This window comes from Kitasatospora sp. NPDC028961 (genome assembly GCF_055564815.1).
Genome location: NZ_JBVHVO010000019.1, coordinates 58,273 through 77,541 on the forward strand (window position 1 = coordinate 58,273; position 19,269 = coordinate 77,541).

General features: G+C 72.1%; 15 protein-coding genes and 1 pseudogene. 13 read left to right on the forward strand and 3 right to left on the reverse strand.

What is annotated here, in order from left to right; all coding sequences use genetic code 11:
* Nucleotides 1-694 precede the first annotated feature (694 nt).
* The gene (locus ACZ4UX_RS26590; RefSeq protein ID WP_465708520.1) at nucleotides 695-1,186 is read left to right on the forward strand and encodes an Imm21 family immunity protein; all 492 of its coding nucleotides are present in this window, start codon (nucleotides 695-697) and stop codon (nucleotides 1,184-1,186) included.
* A 160-nt stretch (nucleotides 1,187-1,346) separates the two neighbouring features.
* Here ACZ4UX_RS26590 and ACZ4UX_RS26595 read toward each other — a convergent pair whose 3' ends face one another.
* From ACZ4UX_RS26595 to ACZ4UX_RS26605, 3 genes are all read right to left on the reverse strand, one after another.
* Complete coding sequence (locus ACZ4UX_RS26595; protein WP_465708521.1) at nucleotides 1,347-2,174, reverse strand: hypothetical protein; 828 nt, start codon at nucleotides 2,172-2,174, stop codon at nucleotides 1,347-1,349.
* Between the two features lie 21 nt (nucleotides 2,175-2,195).
* On the reverse strand, nucleotides 2,196-3,185 hold the full coding sequence (locus ACZ4UX_RS26600; protein WP_465708522.1) for a hypothetical protein: 990 nt from the start codon (nucleotides 3,183-3,185) through the stop codon (nucleotides 2,196-2,198).
* 1,380 nt (nucleotides 3,186-4,565) lie between these two features.
* Nucleotides 4,566-4,700: a hypothetical protein gene (locus ACZ4UX_RS26605; protein ID WP_465708523.1), complete on the reverse strand. Its 135-nt coding sequence runs from the start codon at nucleotides 4,698-4,700 to the stop codon at nucleotides 4,566-4,568.
* Between the two features lie 307 nt (nucleotides 4,701-5,007).
* On the opposite strand from ACZ4UX_RS26605, the gene ACZ4UX_RS26610 reads away from it, so the two are divergent.
* The 12 genes and pseudogenes from ACZ4UX_RS26610 to ACZ4UX_RS26665 all read left to right on the forward strand — a co-directional run bounded on the left by ACZ4UX_RS26610 (nucleotide 5,008) and on the right by ACZ4UX_RS26665 (nucleotide 19,245).
* Nucleotides 5,008-5,496, forward strand: a complete 489-nt coding sequence (locus ACZ4UX_RS26610; RefSeq protein ID WP_465708524.1) for a hypothetical protein — start codon at nucleotides 5,008-5,010, stop codon at nucleotides 5,494-5,496.
* A gap of 295 nt (nucleotides 5,497-5,791) precedes the next feature.
* Nucleotides 5,792-5,938, forward strand: a complete 147-nt coding sequence (locus tag ACZ4UX_RS26615; protein WP_465708525.1) for a hypothetical protein — start codon at nucleotides 5,792-5,794, stop codon at nucleotides 5,936-5,938.
* A 219-nt stretch (nucleotides 5,939-6,157) separates the two neighbouring features.
* Nucleotides 6,158-7,651 (forward strand): annotated as a pseudogene (locus ACZ4UX_RS26620) (transposase family protein); the annotation flags it as partial.
* A gap of 2,326 nt (nucleotides 7,652-9,977) precedes the next feature.
* Nucleotides 9,978-10,229 carry an acyl carrier protein gene (locus ACZ4UX_RS26625; RefSeq protein ID WP_380388973.1) on the forward strand — a complete coding sequence of 84 codons (252 nt, stop codon included), beginning with the start codon at nucleotides 9,978-9,980 and terminating at the stop codon, nucleotides 10,227-10,229.
* Nucleotides 10,230-10,310: 81 nt separating this feature from the next.
* Complete coding sequence (locus tag ACZ4UX_RS26630) at nucleotides 10,311-11,870, forward strand: AMP-binding protein (RefSeq protein ID WP_465708526.1); 1,560 nt, start codon at nucleotides 10,311-10,313, stop codon at nucleotides 11,868-11,870.
* The gene (locus ACZ4UX_RS26635) at nucleotides 11,857-13,074 is read left to right on the forward strand and encodes an aminotransferase class I/II-fold pyridoxal phosphate-dependent enzyme (RefSeq protein ID WP_465708527.1); all 1,218 of its coding nucleotides are present in this window, start codon (nucleotides 11,857-11,859) and stop codon (nucleotides 13,072-13,074) included. The genes ACZ4UX_RS26630 and ACZ4UX_RS26635 overlap by 14 nt, the downstream gene beginning before the upstream one ends.
* A 17-nt stretch (nucleotides 13,075-13,091) precedes the next feature.
* Complete coding sequence (locus ACZ4UX_RS26640; RefSeq protein WP_465708528.1) at nucleotides 13,092-13,406, forward strand: phosphopantetheine-binding protein; 315 nt, start codon at nucleotides 13,092-13,094, stop codon at nucleotides 13,404-13,406.
* Nucleotides 13,407-13,409: 3 nt separating this feature from the next.
* The gene (locus ACZ4UX_RS26645) at nucleotides 13,410-14,504 is read left to right on the forward strand and encodes a MupA/Atu3671 family FMN-dependent luciferase-like monooxygenase (RefSeq protein ID WP_380388981.1); all 1,095 of its coding nucleotides are present in this window, start codon (nucleotides 13,410-13,412) and stop codon (nucleotides 14,502-14,504) included.
* A 154-nt stretch (nucleotides 14,505-14,658) separates the two neighbouring features.
* Nucleotides 14,659-15,942 (forward strand): daptide-type RiPP biosynthesis aminotransferase, encoded by a 1,284-nt coding sequence (mpaD, locus tag ACZ4UX_RS26650; RefSeq protein WP_465708529.1) that lies wholly within the window; start codon nucleotides 14,659-14,661, stop codon nucleotides 15,940-15,942.
* Complete coding sequence (locus ACZ4UX_RS26655; protein WP_465708530.1) at nucleotides 15,939-17,138, forward strand: cytochrome P450; 1,200 nt, start codon at nucleotides 15,939-15,941, stop codon at nucleotides 17,136-17,138. Before mpaD ends, ACZ4UX_RS26655 begins: the two co-directional genes overlap by 4 nt.
* A 41-nt stretch (nucleotides 17,139-17,179) precedes the next feature.
* Nucleotides 17,180-18,232, forward strand: a complete 1,053-nt coding sequence (locus tag ACZ4UX_RS26660) for an isopenicillin N synthase family dioxygenase (protein ID WP_465708531.1) — start codon at nucleotides 17,180-17,182, stop codon at nucleotides 18,230-18,232.
* On the forward strand, nucleotides 18,229-19,245 hold the full coding sequence (locus ACZ4UX_RS26665; protein WP_465708532.1) for a 3-oxoacyl-ACP synthase III family protein: 1,017 nt from the start codon (nucleotides 18,229-18,231) through the stop codon (nucleotides 19,243-19,245). The genes ACZ4UX_RS26660 and ACZ4UX_RS26665 overlap by 4 nt, the downstream gene beginning before the upstream one ends.
* Nucleotides 19,246-19,269: the final 24 nt, after the last annotated feature.

Genomic DNA, 19,269 nt, shown 5'->3' on the forward strand with positions numbered 1-19,269 from the left:
ACGACCCCCCCCTCTCCCCCCCCCCCCCCCTCCCCCCCCCCCCCCCCCCCCCCCCCCCCTGTGGCCCCCCCCCCCCCCCCCCCCCCCACCAGCGGGGATGGCTTCCCGACCGATCACCGGACCTGGCCACTGCTGCTCGACCTTCCCCACTGCCCGGGCCGACCAGGAACCGGCCGACCGTACGGTGTACTGCCGTTGTTGGGCGCGCTCGCTCGCCGGGCCTCGGCCGCCGCCGTCGCCCGGGCCGGCCCGCCTGCCCGGCCGCTGGGTGCTGGCCCGCGGCTCGGTTCGGGCCGTTGCTGCCCGCCGTTGCGGCCCGTTGCCGTTCCGGCGCGCTGTCGTCCTGCGGGTCTGCCGCCGCTGCGCCGCCCGTTCCGCCGGCCGGTTCGTTGTCGCGCTGGCCAGCCCGCCCGGCGCTGCGTCGCCTGTGTCGTTCCGCCCGCCGGCGCTGCGCTGCTGCGTTGCTGCCGGTCCGTGCGGATCGGGTCGAGCCAGGTCGGCGTCCCTGCCCGCCACGCTGTTCGTCCGCAGCGCCCCGTGGCGGCCCCGGTGCCGCGCTGTCCGGTCAGGCGCCGGCTGTTCTGCCCGGGCCGCCCGTCGGCGCTGCACTGCTGCGCTGCCGTTCCGGCTCGGCGGCCGGTCCGGTCCCGGTTCTCTACGGCCTGGCGCTGCGCCGCGCTGGCATCATGACCGGATGACCGCTCCGCTGACCTGGCTCGACCGTACCGACTTCGCGCGCTACGCCCTCCTCCCCGAGCACCTGGTGCCCCGGTGGACGGGGGAGGAGGCGTACGACGCGTGCGGCGAGTACGCGACGGCCCTGCGCTTCGAGGGCCACGACGTGGTGATCCTCGGCGGCGAGCCGCTGCCGGTGACCTGGATCGCGTACGCCTTGGTCTTCGCCCGATGGTCGTCCGCCGCCGACGACCGCTCGTTGCTCCCCGGCGTCGATACGGCGCTGGCCTGCGGCGCCTGGGAGGACGTGGTCACGGTCGAGCTCGGCGGCGGATACGTGCTGACCGATGCCGGCTATGACGGTGAGCACATCCGCGGGCTCGACCACGCCGATCCGCCGGAGCTCGTCCGGGTCACGATCCCCGCCGGGCGCTATCTGCTCCAGTCGCTGCTCATCCAGCCCGACCCCGAGTCCGAGTACTACCTGGAACGCCTGCTCCCGCTCGGCTGATCAGCCGCCATCCGGTACCGCGAGCAGGGATGGCGGGGGCTGCGCCTGACCGTGGTGACCGGGGTGGTGGAGTGGCCGCCTGCCCGCCCTGGCTCCGGCCCGCCGCGCCCGCTGCCCGTCCCGGCCGTGGCCTGCCCGGGTCGAACCGGCGCGGGGAGGGTCACTTCGCTTCCCAGCTCTCCTTGAGTTCCCTTTCGGCCTTGCGCTGCGCAGCGGTCTGGTCGTGGGCGGCGCCGACATTGCGGTTCGGTTCCACGACCTGGTCGGTGCCGCTCACGTAGATCGCGTTCTCGCGGTTGTAGACGGGGCTGTACAGCACCACCCCGTAGTCGGTGATACCGCCGTCGCCCTGCCAGACCTTGCGGACGATTCCGCAGGTCTGGTGGCCGGCCCAGCCCGACCACGAGCAGCGGAGCACGGTGGCCTCCGGCCTGCGCGACCTGGCAGCCAATCGGCTCACCGAGAAGCGCGGCACCACCTCGGGCCGGCCACTGCGGCCGGACCCTGCCGACCCCGGCCCGGCGGCCACGCCCGCGCCGACCCCGGCCCGGCCGCCGAAGTGCAAGCCGGTCCGCCCGCCCGGCGCGGGAGAGGTGATCGGGGGATTGACCGACCTCGGCCTGGACGCCGCGAAGTCCACCCTGCCCTCCTCACGCACGGTCGGCTGCCGGGCCCGCTCGGTCGGCCGCGCCACCGGCGCCCCGCACGCCATGGCCGTCAACGACACCATCCTGGCGTTCACCTCCCCCCTCACCCCCGGCCAGCCGATCGGCACCATCGCCGACAGGGTCACCGAAGCCCCGCACCCCCCCCTGCCCCGGGGAGCGAGCGCACCGTCTTCGCCGACGCCGTCCTCACCGCCCCCGCCGACGGCGTCCCGCTGCTCCTGGTCGAAGTCGACCTCCACAACGAGACACCCGAGTTCATCGCCGGGAAGTTCGACCGCTACGCCGAGTACTTCGCCCTCGTCTACCGGCCGCTCATGCACGGGGGCGCGGGTGACCGCGCGTCAGCCCGGGTGGAAGACGATCCGGACGTTGGCGTCCATCGGAATGATCAGCACGTTGCCCTCTTCCCACGTCCAGTCGCGTGGGATCAGGAACATCCGGTCGTTCGCCTGCGCCAGCAGCCGCAGCCCCCGGTAGCGGTAGCGGAACTTCTGCCCCGCTCCGGCGTCCGGCAGCGCGCGCTCGTCCACGCCGGCCCACTGCAGGTAGAGGCGCTCGGTGGTGTCGAGGACGACCGCTGGGCGCAGTGCGAGGTTGTGGGCAAGCCACTCGGCATCACCGTGCCCCTTCTGGTGGGCGACGCCGCCTGCGGTCCAGAACGAGCAGAGCACGATCAGCGCCACGCTGATGCCGAGCGCCGCCCGTTCCCCGGGCAGCGGGTAGGCGGAGCCGGTCGTCCGTACAGCCAGCAGCCTCGTCAGCACCACCAGCAGTAGCGCACCGCCCAGCAGTAGCGGGGTGCCAATGGGCCCCGCGTCGATGACCTCGAAGCCGGCAAGGAACCCAAGCAGCATGAGCGGGAGGGCCAGCAGTGCGACGGCCCAGCAGACCCGGCGGACGGTCCGGCGCCCCTCCGCGCCGCTGTGGACGGTCCGGGTGGCCAAATGGTAGGCGACCGCGGCCAGCAGGGCACCGCACAGCAGGACGCCGGCCGGGAGGTAGAGCGCGGCCGAGCTGCGGAGCAGGAGGTCCTGGCTGGAGAAGCCGATCGTGGCGGAGTCCACGCCGAAATAGCTGTAGAAGGAGTCGGTGTAGGCGTAGCCGAAGAAGAACAGCAGGGCGGTGATGAAGGTGGTTGGCGCGATCCACGAGGCGATCAGACCGATCCAGCTGCGCCACGAGCGCCCTTCTGGCTGCGGCGGGCCGGGCTGCTGCTCCGGCCCGGGCGGTTCCGACTCCTCGGACGGGTCGCTGCCGAACGGTCGCTCGTCGCTAGCGCTCAGCGGGGGCTCGCGGACTCGGAGAGGGGGCCGGTTGCTCGGACGCTCCACTGTCGGATGTACCGCTGTCGGGTGTACCACCATCAGTCGGGCCGCTGCTGGGTTCATCTGTGCTGCCGCCGTCGGGGGCGCTCTCAGGGACGTCAACCGTTCCGCCCGCGGTGACCCGATTACTGGTGCCGTCGACGGTGACGGTGACGCAGATCGTGCGCTTGCTTCCGGCTGGCGGCCTCGGCCCGGTGAGGGTGAAGCTGGCCGTCTCGGGGGTGGTGCCGTCGACCACCCTGATCTCCTGGCTGGCCGGGCTGGCAGGCGCAGACTGCTTGCCGCCGGTACAGTCGGTGACCTGGCTGATTGTGGCCGTGAAGGTGTCCTTCCGCGGACTCGACAGGTCGATCCGGGCGAGACCCCACGTCCCGCTGGCATTCGCCGAGACCTGGCCAGCCGCGTTGAACCCGCCCTGGTTCCCGCCGGCCCCGGTCCGATTGTCGTCCGGCTGCTTCCCCGAGCCCTCCGCCGACGGCGAGTCCCCGAGGTCGCCACCGGACTTCGTGGCCGAGGACGCCGCCCCGGATCCCGAATCCCCACCGCCGCCACCGCAGGCCGCGAGGAGGGGGACGAGCAGCGCGGCAGCCAACCACCGGGCGGTTCTGCCGACGATCGCGCGAGACGTGGGGCGCGGTGTCCGGGGCATGCGGTCTCCATCCGAGCGGCGAGACGAGAACAGGGCCGGAACGGCCTGGCCGAACGCTACCCGTTCGCACACGTCCCGGCTGTCCGCCAGTCGAGTGGCAGATAGCCCGGGCGTCACCCGCTCCGGCGAGCCATCACTCGATCGGGCGAGCGACTACTGGTGAGCGGGCATCGGGCAGCTCGGCCGAGGTCGTGCCGTCGACATCGATCAGGTGGTCGGCGAGGCCCTGAGGGAATCTCGGCCAGCAAGTCGCGCCGGTTTCAAGGGTCCGCAAGTAGGGCCGGTGGCCACATCTTCCAAGTATCGGAGGATTGAAATCAGTTAACGAGTTCCCTGATGAATTCCTCTAAAGTGGGCTTGCCTGAAGCGGCTTCAGAATTGTACGAAATTTCCGACTGGACACCTGAGTTGCGGCAGCCTCTTTCCCCTCGTTGCGTACGGTGACCTGGAAATAGTGGAACTGATGAGCGGCGGGTGGGTTGCAGCGGTGGTGCGTCACCTGCGTTCAGTGGCTGGTGTTCTGGTGGCCTGGTAGGAGCGTGAAGCCGCTGAAAGATGGTGGCGTGGTGGCGTTGAAACCCGGTGTCGTTGTCCGGTGAAGCTCTGCTGCCACCTGCTATGAGAGGTAATCCAACCGACAGCAGAAGAATGCGGATCCTGTGGATCTGGCTGATGATATTGATTCTATAAAGGAGGCGGGCGCCGGGGATGAACCGGCGCCCGCCCGTTCGGATTCCTTAGATGTAGGACTTGATCAGCCACAAGAGGAAGCCGACAAAGACCGATCCAAGGCCGTAGGCGAGGCCGCGGACTCCGCTGAAGAGGGCGGCGCGCACGAGGCTGCGAGCGGTGTTCAGACGCTTCTTACGCATTGGCTTCTCCCTTTACAGGTGTCGACACGCAAAGAATCTTCCCGCCAATAGCGGCATTGCAACGGCCCGCTGAACCAAGGATGGCGAACGAGTCCAACACACCGTCAGATCGTTCTAGGATGGGACGGCGTTGAACGGCATTGAACGCCGTTGAACGGACGCGATGCCGAGAGGAGCCAGGGTGGGCGTTCCAGGACAGTTGAGCCGGCCGGACCTGCCGCCAGGGGCGCACCGGACGCTCAACGAAGCCCTTCACCAGCTCCACTCCTACGCCCGGTACCCGTCGGTGGGATCGATCGCGACTGACATGAGCAAGAAGGCGAAGAGCCTGCCACCGGAGCAGAGGGCGCCTGTGCCCTCGCGAACCACCGTCTACAACCTCTTCTGCAGCCCCCGTCCGCAGAACTGGGACTTCACCCACGACCTGGCCGTCCATCTCGCTGGCCGCGTTCGGAGGGTGACACCCGAGCAGATCCGCAGCGTCAGCATCGTCATCGACAGGCTGTGCAGATTGGCACGCGAAGAAGCCCAACAGAGCGACGATCCCCGCCCCACGGACAGTGCCGCTGCTCCATCCGAAGCAACGGTGACGATCTTTGTCCCAGCTCAGCCACGTGTTCGTACGCCGCTCGCGCTTCCAGAAGCGCAGGATGCCCTCTACTGGTGGACAGACGAGGGCGTCTTGCGGAGAGAGCAGGACCTGGAGCCGGCGTTCGTGCGTGCTGTCAGTAGCAACCAGGAGCTGTTGAGCATGGCGCTCAGGGCGGTGGAGGTGACCATCGAGCGCGAGCGGTAGCGTGCGCGACGACCCCATCTCGACGCCGGCCGGGTTGCGACTTCTCGGGTTGGTGTCGGTGGTAGCGAGAGTCGGTAGTTGTATTGGACCTGCGGTTGTGGGACCACCCGGAAACGGATGTCGCGCTGCTCTTCGCGGGGGCGGGGGCCGAGCGCGCTCTGCGTAGGGTGCCGGCGCTTCATCAAGGGTGTTGACGTGGGAGCTGGTGCCGCGTCTGGCCCAGGCTGAGGTGGGGCCGGCGATGGAGGCGTTCCACTCGTTGTGGGGGCAGGTGGCATCCGCGGATATGGCGTGGGTGGAGGAGCACGTTGGGCACGGCAACTTCCGGACCTGGGCGAAGGTCACCTCGCATCTGACGGCGGAGGTCTACGCCCAAGCCCGGGCGCTGGTCGACCGTCCGCTGCTGGAGAGGGTGTGTGCCCGCCTCACCGGCCCGCTGTGACGGCCCCGGCCCTCGCGACGAAACCGGCGGCGGCAGCCGCCCGGCGCCGGGAAGCCGAACGGGCCACCGCGCGCGGTGGTACTCCCACCCCGAGGAAGGCACAAGAACGTGATCGGTACACCAGAGCCCGTGCCCGCCCCCGAAGACATCATCGCTGCCGGCCGGCTGCCAGATGCCGCCCTTCCCGCGGTAGCCCTGGCCGCTTTGCGCGGCCCGGCACTGCGCCGCCCGCTGGTCCTGCGGGAGGAAGGGACCCTGACGACCCGACAGGTTCGGACAGTCGCGCAGTGTCTGGAGGTGACGGAGCGGACGGTGTGGCGCTGGCTGGCTGCCGCCGGACGGGACCCGGCCGCGGCCCGTGAACCCGGCTCCCGTGCCCAGAGCAGTACCCGCTTCACCATCACACCAGAGGTCCGCCACCTGCTGGCCTTGTGGAAGGGCAACGTTGCCGCGGTCCACCGCGAACTGGCCGCCCGGGCCGCCCGACAGCAACCTTCCACCGCACCCCCGTCGCTGCCGACCCTGCACCGGGCGATCCAGCGGGACCTGAGCGCGGGGGAGCGGGCGGGGTTGGCGGCGGGGGAGAGGGCCGCGCGTCGGCATGACGTGTTCCTGACCCGTCCGCGCGGGCACCGCAATCAGGTGTGGGAGGCGGACCATGTGCAGGCGCCCGTCCTTGAGCTCGTGGACGGAGAGGAACGCCGGCCGTGGATCACCTGGTTCGTCGACTGCGCGACGGACGCCATCGCAGGCGTGGCCATCCCACCGGGCTATCCCTCCCGCGAGTCGGTCCTCGCAGCCCTGCACTCGGCGGTGCTGCGCACCGATCCGTACGGGCCGGTGGGCGGCCTGCCGGCGAAAGTCCGGGTGGACCGCGGCAAGGATCTCCTCTCCCGTACGGTCACGGCGGCGTTCGGCGCGCTGGACGTCACCGTCGAGCCGCTGCCGCCCTACACGCCCCATCTGAAGGGCACGGTCGAGGGGCTGAACCGGTCAGTGGAACGGATGCACCTGGCCGCTCTGCCCGGCTACGCCCACCAGCCGCGCCCAGGACGCAGGCCCCGGCCGGCCGACCGGAGCTCCCTGCTGTCGTTCGAGGAGTTCACCGCAGGCCTGCTCGCTTGGGTGGCGTGGTGGAACACCGAACACCGCCCGGCCCCGCTGCGCGGCCGCACCCCGCTCCAGGCATGGCTGGACGACCCCACGCCGGTACGGGACATCCCACCGGTCGACCTGTGGTCCTTCACCCTGGAGGACGACCGGGCCGGGCCCCGCCCGGTCACCACCCGCGGGGTGAAGTTCAAGGGCCGCTTCTACGTCGCCCCCTGGATGGCCGGCCGCGCCGGCACCGGGGTGAGCGTGCGCCACATGCCCCACCATCGGCACGAGATCGAGCTCTTCGATCCCGTGACCGGACGCCACCTGGCCACCGCCCACCTCGCCGACGAAGCCACCCGCGAGCAGATCGCGGCGGTGTGCCGCGCCCGCGCCGCCCGCGCACGCCGCCTCGCCAAGGACCTCGAGAACGCCCAGCGCGCCCGCAACGAACGCCACCCCGCCGCCACCACACCCGAGGCGCCCCGCCCGCTCGGCCCGCTCACCGCCGCCGAGGCCGGCCTCGAACTGGCCGCCTCCACCCACACCGACCTGACCGCCCTCGCCCGGCCCGACCTCATCGCACCGACCGCTCCACCCGAGCACTGGAACACCCCGCCCGGCCTGCTCACCACCACCTACAACGAGAGCACCGGCCAGCGGCTGCTTGCAGCCGCCGCTGACGCCCAGCGCGCCGCAGGCTGGACCGCGTACGACAGCGGACACCCCGACCGGGCGGAGGAACACTTCGCGGACGCTGCGGAAGACGCAGTTGCCGCCAACGCTTCGGAGGTGCTCGCCAACACCTTGGCTTTCTGGGCCATCAAGTGCTACTCGACCGGCGATCCCCGGGCAGCGGTGTCTCTCGTCGCAGCGGCCCACGCCCACGGCCACGCCACCGGCTCCGCCCGTATGCTCGCCATGCTCCACGCCCGAGCCTGCCGCGCATACGCCAAGGCCGGAGACCTGCGGGCCTCCGACCGGGAAGCCAACGCAGCTCTGGACGCCTACAGCCGCGCCGTCCCCCTCGACGAGGACTTGCCGTCCATGTACTGGGTCAACCTCGGAGAGATCCACCAGCTGCTAGGTAGCTCCGCGCTCAACCTCGGCCACCCCACCCGCGCACTGGTCCACTTCCAACAGGCTGCCACCGCCGGCAGGGCCGAGATCTACGACGACTACGACGGCGACTCCTTCCCTCGAGGAGCAGCGATCTACGAGGCCCGGGCTGCCGAGGCGTATCTGGAACTCAAGGACGTCGAGCAGGCCGTGGCGTGGCCCACCAGGCAGTCGAGCACATGGGCGGCGTGAACTCCGTGCGCGGCAGCACTGCGCTGGCTGATCTTCGGGCGAAACTGCGGCAGCACGCGGAGGCGCGCGAAGTCAGGACCTTTCTGGAGTTCACCGCGTAGGACGTTGCTTAACTCCTTCGTCTCGCGAGCCGGGGCACCGATTGCCGAGGCTACTCGCGGTCGACGTCCCCGATCGCGGCCCGCCCCCGCTACCGGACGGGCGCTCCGACGAGCTCCAGCACATGGCCGGCCAGCTCCGCCGTCGGCAGCCCAGCGTCCAGCAGCACAGTGCCCGCCGACACTCTGCAGCCACGAGGAGCAGCAGCGCGTGCACCCACAACCTGGGCCGCGATGTCCGCGAGTCGCGCCGTAGTCATAGCTACCGAGGGTATGGCATTCGTGTCAGGCCGCCCACCGTGCCGCGTGATCCCGGCGAACCGCCGGACGTCACCGTCGCACCGTGGCGCCCTCGGCAGTGGGGGGAAACGTCCGGGTCGGGCCGGGTGGCGACCAGCTCGTCCGGGCTACGGGCGGCCACGGCGCAGTCGGCGCGCACCCCCGCCGCTCACGGAGGCGGAGACCGCCGACCTCACCTCCACCGGGCCCCGAGCGCGGGTCGTCGCAACCGGAGGGAACGCGATTCGCGTCCCAGTGTGAGGAGTTGACTTGTTCGCCGGTGACTCCGCGGGCCGGACGGCCGCCGACGTACGCGGCGGCCCGTGGACGCGGAACGGGGTCCCGCGCGCGACCCCGGACGACCCGCGGGTGTCGGGACCGGCGCTGACCGGCACCCGGCAGCCGCGTTCGGCGAACAGCCGCTCGACGAGGTCGGGACCGCGGGCCGGGTCGCGGACCCCTCAGTCGGCGGGAGCCATAGACCGAAGAAGAGGTATCGGTCGTTCTCCGCGGGAACCGGGGCGCCGGCGAAGGGTCAGCGGCGGGCCGTCATCGGCACCACGGCGCGGTCCGCCCCATTCACCGGCGGTGAATGGGGGTCAGCAATTCGGCCCATCGTCAGCCCCCCCGTGCTCGACATTCGGGGTCGACTCCCGCCCGCGACGAGAACGGTCGCTCGACAGCCGACCCGGCTCGGAGCCTATGCGGCCGACGGCAAGATCGTCAACGGTTTTGCGGGGAGGGCGAATCCCACGAATCGGACCAATGGGTGGAACCTTCGCAGGAGGCCCGTCGACAGCACGGCTTCCCAGGTCAGCGGGGCTGGGATAGTGTGCGGCCGACGGACCGGCCCGGGGGCGCCAGGTCGCGTCGAGCCGCTGCGGCCGGGCCTTCAGGGCCGCGTCTCGAACTCCTCACCTCGCCTGATCCGGCGTCATCCGGCCGTGGGCGGCGCGAGATCCCCAGGTCTCACCAACTGTCACTCCAGTCACATTCCGCAGGCCAGCGCGCTATGCCGTGTACCTGACATGCTTATACTGGCGCTGCCTCACCCCGGGGTCGGCCCCACACGTCCCGCAGCGGCCCACCGCCTTCGGGGCGCCCCGTCCGGCACGCGGGGCGGCACCACCCGCGCCCGCCATCCCGGTACCGGGAGACCACGGCACGGGGCCACCCCACGGCGGCCGTTCCCCCGGCATGGCCCGCCCCAGAATCTGCATTTCCGATTCGTCACGACGAAGTTTGGAGAAATCACCATGACCTCACGTCAGGAGATCACGGATTCCGTGGTGCTTCGTCTTCGCCAGACCCTCCCCGGCCTTGGCGAGGAGGGTGTGAACGAGGACAAGGATCTGCGCGACTACCCGGAGTTCGACTCGCTCGGAATTCTGGAGGTGCTGGTCTGGCTGGAGGGCGAGTTCGAGGTCTCCATTCCCGACGAGGAGCTGAGCGTGGACAACTTCAACACCATCGGAAAGATCGTCGACTACGTCGTCGCCCAGCGCTAGGGGTCGTCCGGGGCCACCGGACAACCCCCAGCCGCCGATAGCGGTGGGCACCGCCCACCGTCTCGCCCTTGGAGTCGGACGATGGAGATCTTCACCCTGCCGGACCTGCTCGCGGTCCGCGCGCGGACCCATGGCGCCAGGCCGGCCGTGAGTCAGCACGGCGACGTGCTGAGCTACCGCGAACTGCTGGCGCTGGCCGAGGGGTCCGCCGAGGCGCTGGCCGCGAACGCGGTCGGGCCGGGCGACCGGGTCGCCATCCTCCTGCCCAACTCGGCGCAGTGCCTCGGATGGTTCTTCGGGGCGCTGCGGCTGGGCGCGGTCGCGGTGGTCGTCAACGACTCGCTGAAGCCGCCGCAGATCGAGCACATCGTCCGGCACAGCGGTGCCACCGTGGTGGTGACCGACCGCCGGCACCGCCCGCTGGTGGGCGAGCACGGCGTGCCCGTGCTCGACGCGGCGAGCGCCACCCCGCACGGCGGCACCGGCGGCGCGGCAGGGGCACCCGCCACCGGGCCGATCAGCGCGGACCTGGCCGCCCTGATCTACACCTCCGGTTCCACCGGTCGTCCCAAGGGCGTCATGGTCACCCACGCCAACCTCGTCGCGGGGGCCCGGATCGTCGCGACGTACCTGCGCCTCACCGAGGCGGACCGCACCCTCTCGCTCCTGCCGTGGAGCTTCGACGCCGGCCTCAACCAGGTGCTGGCGACGTTCTGGGCCGGCGCCACCCTGGTGATCGGCGGCACGGTCTTCGCCCCCAGGGTCTGCCGGGAGCTCGCCACCGAGCGGATCACCGGCCTCGCCGGGGTGCCGCCGCTCTGGGAGTCGCTGGTCAACCGGCCGTCACCGTTCCTCGGCCTCGACCTGCCCGAGCTGCGCTACATCACCAACACCGGCGGCGCGCTGCGCGCCGACACCCTGGCCCGGATCAGGAAGGCCCACCCCGGCACCGACGTCTACCTGATGTACGGGCTCACCGAGGCGTTCCGCTCGACCTACCTGCCCCCCGAACTGGTCGACAGCCGACCGGGATCGATGGGCCGGGCGATCCCGGACACCGAGATCCTGGTGCTCGACGAGGACGGGCGGCCGTGCGCACCCGGACAGGTCGGCGAACTCGTCCACCGGGGGCCGACGGTCGCCGCGGGCTACTGGCGCGACCCGGCGGCGACCGCACGGGTGTTCCGACCGTCTCCGTTCGCCCCGCAGGGCGCGGCAGCGGAGCGGGTGGTCTACTCGGGCGACTACGTCCGCCGCGACGAAGAGGGGTTCCTCAGCTACCACGGGCGGCGCGACGAGCAGTTCAAGTCCCGTGGCTTCCGGGTCAATCCGACCGAGATCGAGGCCGGGCTGCTCGCCTCCGGCCTGCTCTCGGAGGCGGTCGTCTTCGCGGACCCGGCCGGGAGCACGGACGCCGATCCCGTGGTCGTCGCCGCCGTGGTGCCCACCGACCCGGCCGGCTTCTCGCTCGACCTGCTGGAGGAGCACATCGCCGCCCAGCTCCCGGTCTACCAGCGGCCCGGCCGGCTCCAGGTGCTGCCGACGCTCCCCCGCACCTCCTCGGGCAAGGCGGACCGCGCCCGGGTCAAGGCCGAGTACGGCGCCGCCGGGCCGAAGGAGGCCGGCAGTGCGCCCCGTTGATCCTTCGGTGCCCGCCGACGAGGAGGCCCGGCTCGCCGCTCCGCTGGAGCGGTTCGCCGCCCTGCACACCGCGGCGCTTCGCCGATCGCACGGCGTCATCGACCTGTCGTACCCCAACCCGCTGGTCCACCGCGATCCGCGCGGCTTCGAGCTCCTGCGCACGCTGGCCGGGTCGGTCGGGCAGAGCGAGCTGCAGTACACGCCGTTCGGCGGCGGCACGCTCGCCCGGCGCCGAACGGCCGCCGCGCTCTCGCGCCGGCTCGGCCTTCGGCTGGACCACCGCGACCTCCTGCTCACCCCCGGCGCGACCGCCGCGCTGAGCACCGCCCTGGCCGCCCTGTTCGCGCCCGGCGACGAGGTCCTGGTGGTCACGCCCTGCTGGATGGACTACTTCCTCTACCTGCACCGGCTGGGCCTTCGGTCCCGGGCGGTGCCGTCGGGCCCCGGAAAGCGGCTGGACCCGCGGGCGCTCGCCGCGGCGATCGGGCCCGACACCGCCGGGGTGATCATCAGCCAGCCGGTCTGCCCGACCGGGGTGCTGCACGACGGGGGCGAACTGGCCGCGCTGGCGGACGCCCTGCGCGGCGCCGCCGCCCGCTTCGGCCGCGCGCCCGTGCTGATCAGCGACGAGGTGCACCGCGACCAGAGCTGGGGCGGCACGCCGTTCACCAGCCCGATGCAGGTGTACCCGGACACGGTCAGCGTGTACTCGTACGGCAAGGCCTGGTCGCTCCAGGGCCAGCGCACCGGCTACCTCGCCCTCGGACCGGGCCTGCGCGAGCGCGAGGAGGTGCGCCGGCGCGCCGAACGGGCCCTGCGCTCGCTGGGCCACTGCGCGCCCACCGCGCTGATGCAGCGGCTCGTCCTGGAGCTGGCGGACCTCACCCCCGACTGCCGGGAGCTGCGCGGGGACCAGCTGCGGCTGCGCGCCCTGTTGACCGACCTCGGCTACCGCGTGGTCGACGCCGAGGCCACCGCCTTCCTGTACGTCGAGTGCCCGTTCGGGCTGGGCGACCGGGAGTTCGTGGACCTGCTCGCCGCGCGGGGTCTGATCGCCATGCCGTCGGAACTCTTCCACGACGAGGGGCATTTCCGGCTCGCGCTCAATACCGGGCCGGACCGGTTCGACGACATCGGACGCCGGCTGCGGGCCGCCCTCGAAGCGGCCCGCGAACGCAGCCGGCCGACCGAGAATTCCAGCTGAGCAGAATGGTGGAGACGATGCAGAACACAGTGGCCGGCCTTCCGGCCGAGACCGTCGTGGACGTCACGGAAATCGCGGAATCGCTGGAGGTCTTCGTCCGGGCCGAGGGCCGGATCGACGACGGCGACCAGGATTTCAACCGGCAGGTCGACCTCTTCGACGCCGGTTACCTGGATTCGTTGGGCACCTTGCACCTCATCCAGCACATCGAGGAGCGGTTCCGCCTCGAGCTCGACGACGACGCCCTCGGCGACCCGGGGTTCGCCAGCATCGACGGGATCAGCTCGATCGTCGCCACCGCGCTGGCGGCGGCCGGCTCCCGGGAGCGGTGACCGGTGGACCTCGGCCTGTTCTACTTCGCGGACGACGCCGCCGCCCCGGGCGGCGGCGGCGACCGCTACCGCCTGCTCCTGGAGGGCGCCCGGTTCGCCGACCGGCACGGCTTCACCGCCGTCTGGACACCCGAGCGGCACTTCCACCGCTTCGGTGGCCGCTACCCCAACCCGGCGGTGACCGGGGCCGCCGTCGCCGCGTGCACCGAGCGGATCGCGATCCGCGCGGGCAGTGTCGTCGCGCCGCTGCACCACGTGCTGCGGATCGCCGAGGAGTGGGCGGTGGTGGACGGCCTGTCCGGCGGGCGGGCGGGTCTGTCGCTGGCCTCCGGCTGGAACCCCGCCGACTTCGTGCTGCGCCCCGAGGGCTTCGAGGGGCGTGACCGCGCGGCGGTCGAGGCCGTCGACACCCTGCGCCGGCTCTGGCGGGGCGAGCCCCTGCCGGCCGCCGCCGACGACGCGGCGCAGGGCCCGCGGATCTACCCGCTGCCGGTCGGCGGCCCGCTGCCGATGTGGCTGACCAGCGCGGGCAACCCGGAGACCTTCCGGGCCGCCGGCCGCGCCGGGGTGGGCGTGCTGACCCATCTGGCCAACCAGGACCTCGCCGAACTCGCCCTCCGCACGGCCGAGTACCGGCGGGAGTACGCCGCCGCCGGGCACCCCGGGCGGGGCCACGTGGTGCTGATGGTCCACACCTTCCTGGGCGAGGACGCCGACGCCGTCGAGGCGCAGGTCCGCGGGCCGCTGGAGGAGTACCTGGTCAGCGCCATGACGCTGTTCGGCCCGAAGGGCAGCGCCGGGTGGAGCCCGGCCCGCACCAGGGCCGTCGTCCGACCCGCCCTGAATCGGTACCTGCACCAGGGGTACGGCCTGTTCGGCACGGTCGAGCGGGCCGAGGCCCTGGTCGAGGAGTACCGGCGGGCCGGTGCGGACGAACTCGCCTGCCTGGTGGACTTCGGGCTGCCCGCCGATCAGGTGCTGCGCGCCCTGGAGCCGCTCTCCGAACTCCGCCGCCGGGTGGCCCGCCAAGCCCCGTGCGCCGCCGATTCCGAGCATTCTCCGAGGTCACCGCAGAAAAGGGCTGTTCAGAGCCCTTAATGTCTTGTACCGTACATGATCAACGGCATTGTGCCGCTCCCTCCCGTGAGCACGTGAATTCCCCGACCGACGCATCCGCGCGGCCCCGACGAATTCCGGCGGACCAGCACGGGCGGCGACCTCTCTGACCACATCACCACGCCGGGGGAAACACGTGGGCACCGATTCTGCGCGCTATCCGCTGTGGGAACTCCTGGAGCGCCCCAGCACCTTCGGACGGGCGTCCCACTCGGCGGTGCGCGCCGAGGGCACCCGCGTCCTCTTCGCCGACGGGCAGTGGCGTCAGTGCGCCACCAGCGGCCTGTGGAACGTCAACCTCGGCTACGGCAATCCCCGGATCGCCGACGCCGTCCGGGACGCCCTGATCGAGACGTCGTACTTCTCGCTCTTCCGCACCGGGCACGAGCCCGCCGTGGCCGCCTCCCGGGCACTGCTCGACCTCTGCGGCCCCGAGCACTTCGGCCGGGTGATCCACTCCACCTCGGGCAGCGCCGCCAACGACCTCACCATGAAGCTGGCCCGTCAGTACTGGGCACTGAAGCGGCAGTTCCGCCGCCGGGTGATCGTCGGCCTCAAGGGCAGCTACCACGGCCTCACCTACGGCAGCCACGGCCTGACCGGCATGTCGCTCGGACAGAGCTACTACAGCGTCGACCAGCGGCTCATCCGGCACGTCAGCCACGAGGACCCGGCCGAGCTGGAGGAGCTGCTGCGCACCGAGGGCGAGAGCATCGCCGCCGTCGTGGTCGAGCCGGTGCTCGGCACCGGCGCCCTTCCGCTGCCCGACACCATGCTCGCCGCCCTCCCCCGGCTGCGCCGCGAGTACGGCTTCCTGCTGGTGGCCGACGAGGTCGCCACCGGCTTCGGCCGCACCGGCTCGTACTTCGCCTCGCACGACTGGCCCGAGCGGCCCGACGTGATGCTGGCCTCGAAGGGCCTCACCAACGGCACCTGCGCCGCCGCCGCGGTCATCGTCTCGCACGCCGTCTGCGACGTCTTCGACCGCAGCGACGCCGCCCTCACCCACGCCGAGACACAGGCCGGGGCTCCCCCCACCTGCGCCGCGATCCTGGCGACCATCGAGGAGATGGCCCGCCTCGACGCGATCGGCCAGGCCACCCGGGTCTCCGCCGGGCTCGACGGGCTCCTCGCCGAACTCGCCGCGCACCCGCTGGTCGCCGACGACAACGGCCTCGGCTGCTTCCGGGCGCTGCGGCTCCACGCCGGCGGCGCCGACCTGCCCGAGGGCGCCGTCAAGCGGGTCGTCGAGGAGATCCGGGAGGCCGGGGCGCTGGTGTCGGCCGGGCCGAGCCGGATCCAGCTGGCGCCGGCCCTGGTGTACCGGGACGAGGACCTCGAGTTGCTGGCCACGGCCCTGCGCACCGGCCTCGACCGGGCAGCCGAGTGGCTGCTCACGGACGGGACGGCCGGAGCATGACCACCGAGACCACCACGGGCTGGTCCTTCCCCGTACCCCGGAGCGATCCCCACGACCCGCCGACCGCGTACCGCACGGCCGAGGGCGAGCCGATCCGATGGGTGCCGCTCAGCTACGGCGGCGAGGCCTGGCTGGTCACCGACTTCCGTACCGCCCGCACCGTGCTCGCCGATCACCGCGGCTTCAGCTCGGACTCCACCCTGCCCGGCTACCCGGCCTTCCCGCTCTCCTCCAAGCGGCCGATCCCCGGCCACTTCCTCTCCATGGACCCGCCGCAGCACACCCGGCTGCGGCAGCTGGTCGCGGCGGAGTTCAGCGGCTCCCGGATCAAGGCGATGCGGCCCGATCTGTCCGCCTCCGCCGACGAGTTGATCGACCGGATGGCCGCGGCCGGCGGCCCGCAGGACCTCGTCGCCTCCCTCGCCGTCCCGCTGCCCGCGCTCAGCGCCTCCCAGATGCTCGGCACGCCGCTCGCCGACCGGGACTTCTTCCTGGACTGCACCCGGGATTTGCAGACGCACGACGCCACGGTGACGCAGCGCGTCCTGGCGGCCGGGAAGATGAACCGGTACCTGGAACGGCTCTTCACCGCCAAGCGGACCGGCACCGACGACGACCTGTTCAGTCGGCTCGCCCGGAGCCTCGACGACGGCGACCTGACCATGCCCGAGCTGGTCGGCCTGGCCAACCTGATCGTCGTCGCGGGCCTGGAGACCACCGCCGGGCTGTTCTCGCTGACCATGCTGTCGTTGCTCGGCGACCAGGAGCAGGGCGACCTGGTCCGGGCGGACCCGGAGCGATGGGCCGGGCCGGCGGTCGCCGAGGCGCTGCGCTACTGGACCCTGGTGCAGCACGGCGTCGCCCGCGTCGCGCTGCGCAACACCGAGCTGGGCGGGCGGCCGATCCGCGCGGGCGACGGCGTGGTGGTCCACCTGGCGACCGCCAACCGGGACCCGGACGTGTTCGAGGAGCCCGACCGCTTCGACCTGACCCGCACGGTCCGCGGCCAGCTGGCGTTCGGGCACGGCATCCACCGCTGCCTCGGGAGCGCTCTCGCCCAGACCCAGACCGAGCTGGCCGTGGCCGCCCTGCTGCGCCGGCTACCCGGCCTGCGCCTGGCCGAGCCGCAGGCCGGCCCGCCCTTCCTGGCGGAGATGCTCATCTACGGGCTGCGGTCGCTGCACGTCACCTGGTGATCCGTCACCGGAAGTCACCACCGCTAGGAGGGGGAGGCCGGATGCCCGGCAGACCGACCACACCGACCGCACCGACCACGCCGTCGGCACCGGACGCGCCGTCACCGACCGCACCCGGCGAGGACGGCCACGGGCCCACGCTGCTGCACGGCTACGTGCCCGTCATCGACCTGGGACTCGACGCGCCGCCGAACGCGCGGCGCCGGGCCGGCGTGGCCGAGGCCGTCCGCAAGGCGTGCGAGACCAGCGGGTTCCTCGTCGTGGTCGGCCACGGGGTGCCCGAGGCGACCGTCACCGCACTGTACGAGGCCGCCGGCGCCTTCTTCCGGGGCCCGGCCGAGGTGCGCGCCGGCGCCGCCAACGACCCCGACGACCCGCTCCAGCACGGCTACGGCGCCAACGACCGGATGCACCTGTTCGGCGCGAGCCTGCTCGGCGAGCGGAGCGAGGACCGGTTCCCCGGTCTGGACGCTCCCAACCGCTGGCCGGACCAGCCCGGGTTCCAGGAGGCGTTCCTGGAGTACTACCGCGCCGCCACCGGCCTGTCGGTGGAACTGATGCGGTTGTTCGCCCTCGCGCTGAACCTGCCGGAGACCTGGTTCGACGACAAGTTCGAGCGACACATGACGCCGATGATGGTCAACTACTACCCGCCCCGCACCGGCGTCACCCACGACAAGCTGCGCAACAGCCCGCACACCGACTTCGGCAGCCTCACCGTCCTCTACCAGGACGAGGCGCCTGGCGGCCTGCAGGTACGCGACCAGCACGGCCGGTGGCTGGACGTACCGCCGCTGCCCGGATCCTTCGTCGTCAACCTCGGCCGGCTGATGACCCGGTGGACCAACGACCGCTGGGCGAGCACCGTCCACCGAGTGGTCAACCCGGCGAAGGAGCAGGAGCACCTCGACCGGATCTCCATCGCCTTCTTCTACCAGGCGGACCCGGAGGCCGAGATCGCCTGCATCCCCACCTGCACCACGCCCGACGACCCGCCGCACCACCCGCCGGTCCGCTCCGGCGACTACTTCCTGTCGAAGTCACGGCGGGCGTACATCCTGCGCAGCATGGGCCGGTTGGACGCGGCGCCGTGACCTACGGAATCAGCGCCATCGCCTACGCGCTCGGCGAGCCCTGCGACGTCGCCGAGCACGCGCCCCGCTACACCCCCGACCTCAAGCGGGTGGAGGACTGGGGCTACCGCGGGTTCCACCGCGCGCCGGACGGCACCGGACTGACCGACCTGGCCGCGCGGGCCGGACAGCGGGCGCTCGAGCGCGCCGGGATCGCGGCGGACGAGGTCGACCTGGTGGTGCTGGCGATGGCGGACATCCCCGAGTACCTGTACTGGGACCCGGCCGCCGCGACCCAGGCCAAGCTGGGCACCCGCCGCGCGGAGGCGCTGCTGGTCAATCAGGCGTGCAGCAGCGGCGTCAGCGGATTCGACGCCGCTGCGGGCAAGTTCGCCACCCACCCCGACTACCGGACCGCCCTGCTGATCACCGTCAACCGGGTCTGCGAGACGTACTGGAACCGGATGGAGTCCAGCACCGCGATCACCTCGGACGGCGCGGTCGCGGCGGTGCTGCGGCGCGACGAGGAGCGGTGCCGCTGGCTGGCGACCGAGATCATCACCGACGGGACCTTCGCCGACGTGGCGTACCTGCCCGGCGGCGGTGCGGCGCGGCCGGTCACCCCCGAGCACCCGGACCCGGGCAGCATCGGCAATCCGGTGGCGCTGATGGAGGAGTTCCTCGGCCACGACCTGCGGGCGAAGATCCGCTTCATGCGGCAGACCAGGACCAACAGCCTCGCCGTCCTGGCCGCCGCCTGCCGCCGGGTGCCCGTGCCGGTGGAGGAGGTCCGGCACGTCCTGCACATGAACGGCACCGCCGACGGCCTCGCGGAAGCGGCGCGCGACTACGGCGTGCCGCTGGAGAACACCAACGCGGCCATCGCCCTCGACCACGGCCACTTCGGCTGCGCCGACCAACTACTCGCGCTCGGAAAGAAGCTGGAGGCCGGCGAGCTCCCGCAGGGCGGGATCGTCGCCCTCACCAGCACCGGGAACGGCATGCACTGGGCCTGCACCCTGCTGCGGGTCTGACGAGCCATGCGGCCCGACAAGCAA

Bases quoted from the DNA above. Each gene is read 5' to 3' on its own strand.
- ACZ4UX_RS26590 (WP_465708520.1), top strand. From the start codon at position 695: ATGACCGCTCCGCTGACCTGGCTCGACCGTACCGACTTCGCGCGCTAC.
- ACZ4UX_RS26605 (WP_465708523.1), bottom strand. From the start codon at position 4,700: ATGCGTAAGAAGCGTCTGAACACCGCTCGCAGCCTCGTGCGCGCCGCC.
- ACZ4UX_RS26610 (WP_465708524.1), top strand. From the start codon at position 5,008: ATGAGCAAGAAGGCGAAGAGCCTGCCACCGGAGCAGAGGGCGCCTGTG.
- ACZ4UX_RS26625 (WP_380388973.1), top strand. From the start codon at position 9,978: ATGACCTCACGTCAGGAGATCACGGATTCCGTGGTGCTTCGTCTTCGC.
- ACZ4UX_RS26630 (WP_465708526.1), top strand. From the start codon at position 10,311: ATGGAGATCTTCACCCTGCCGGACCTGCTCGCGGTCCGCGCGCGGACC.
- ACZ4UX_RS26640 (WP_465708528.1), top strand. From the start codon at position 13,092: ATGCAGAACACAGTGGCCGGCCTTCCGGCCGAGACCGTCGTGGACGTC.
- ACZ4UX_RS26655 (WP_465708530.1), top strand. From the start codon at position 15,939: ATGACCACCGAGACCACCACGGGCTGGTCCTTCCCCGTACCCCGGAGC.
- ACZ4UX_RS26660 (WP_465708531.1), top strand. From the start codon at position 17,180: ATGCCCGGCAGACCGACCACACCGACCGCACCGACCACGCCGTCGGCA.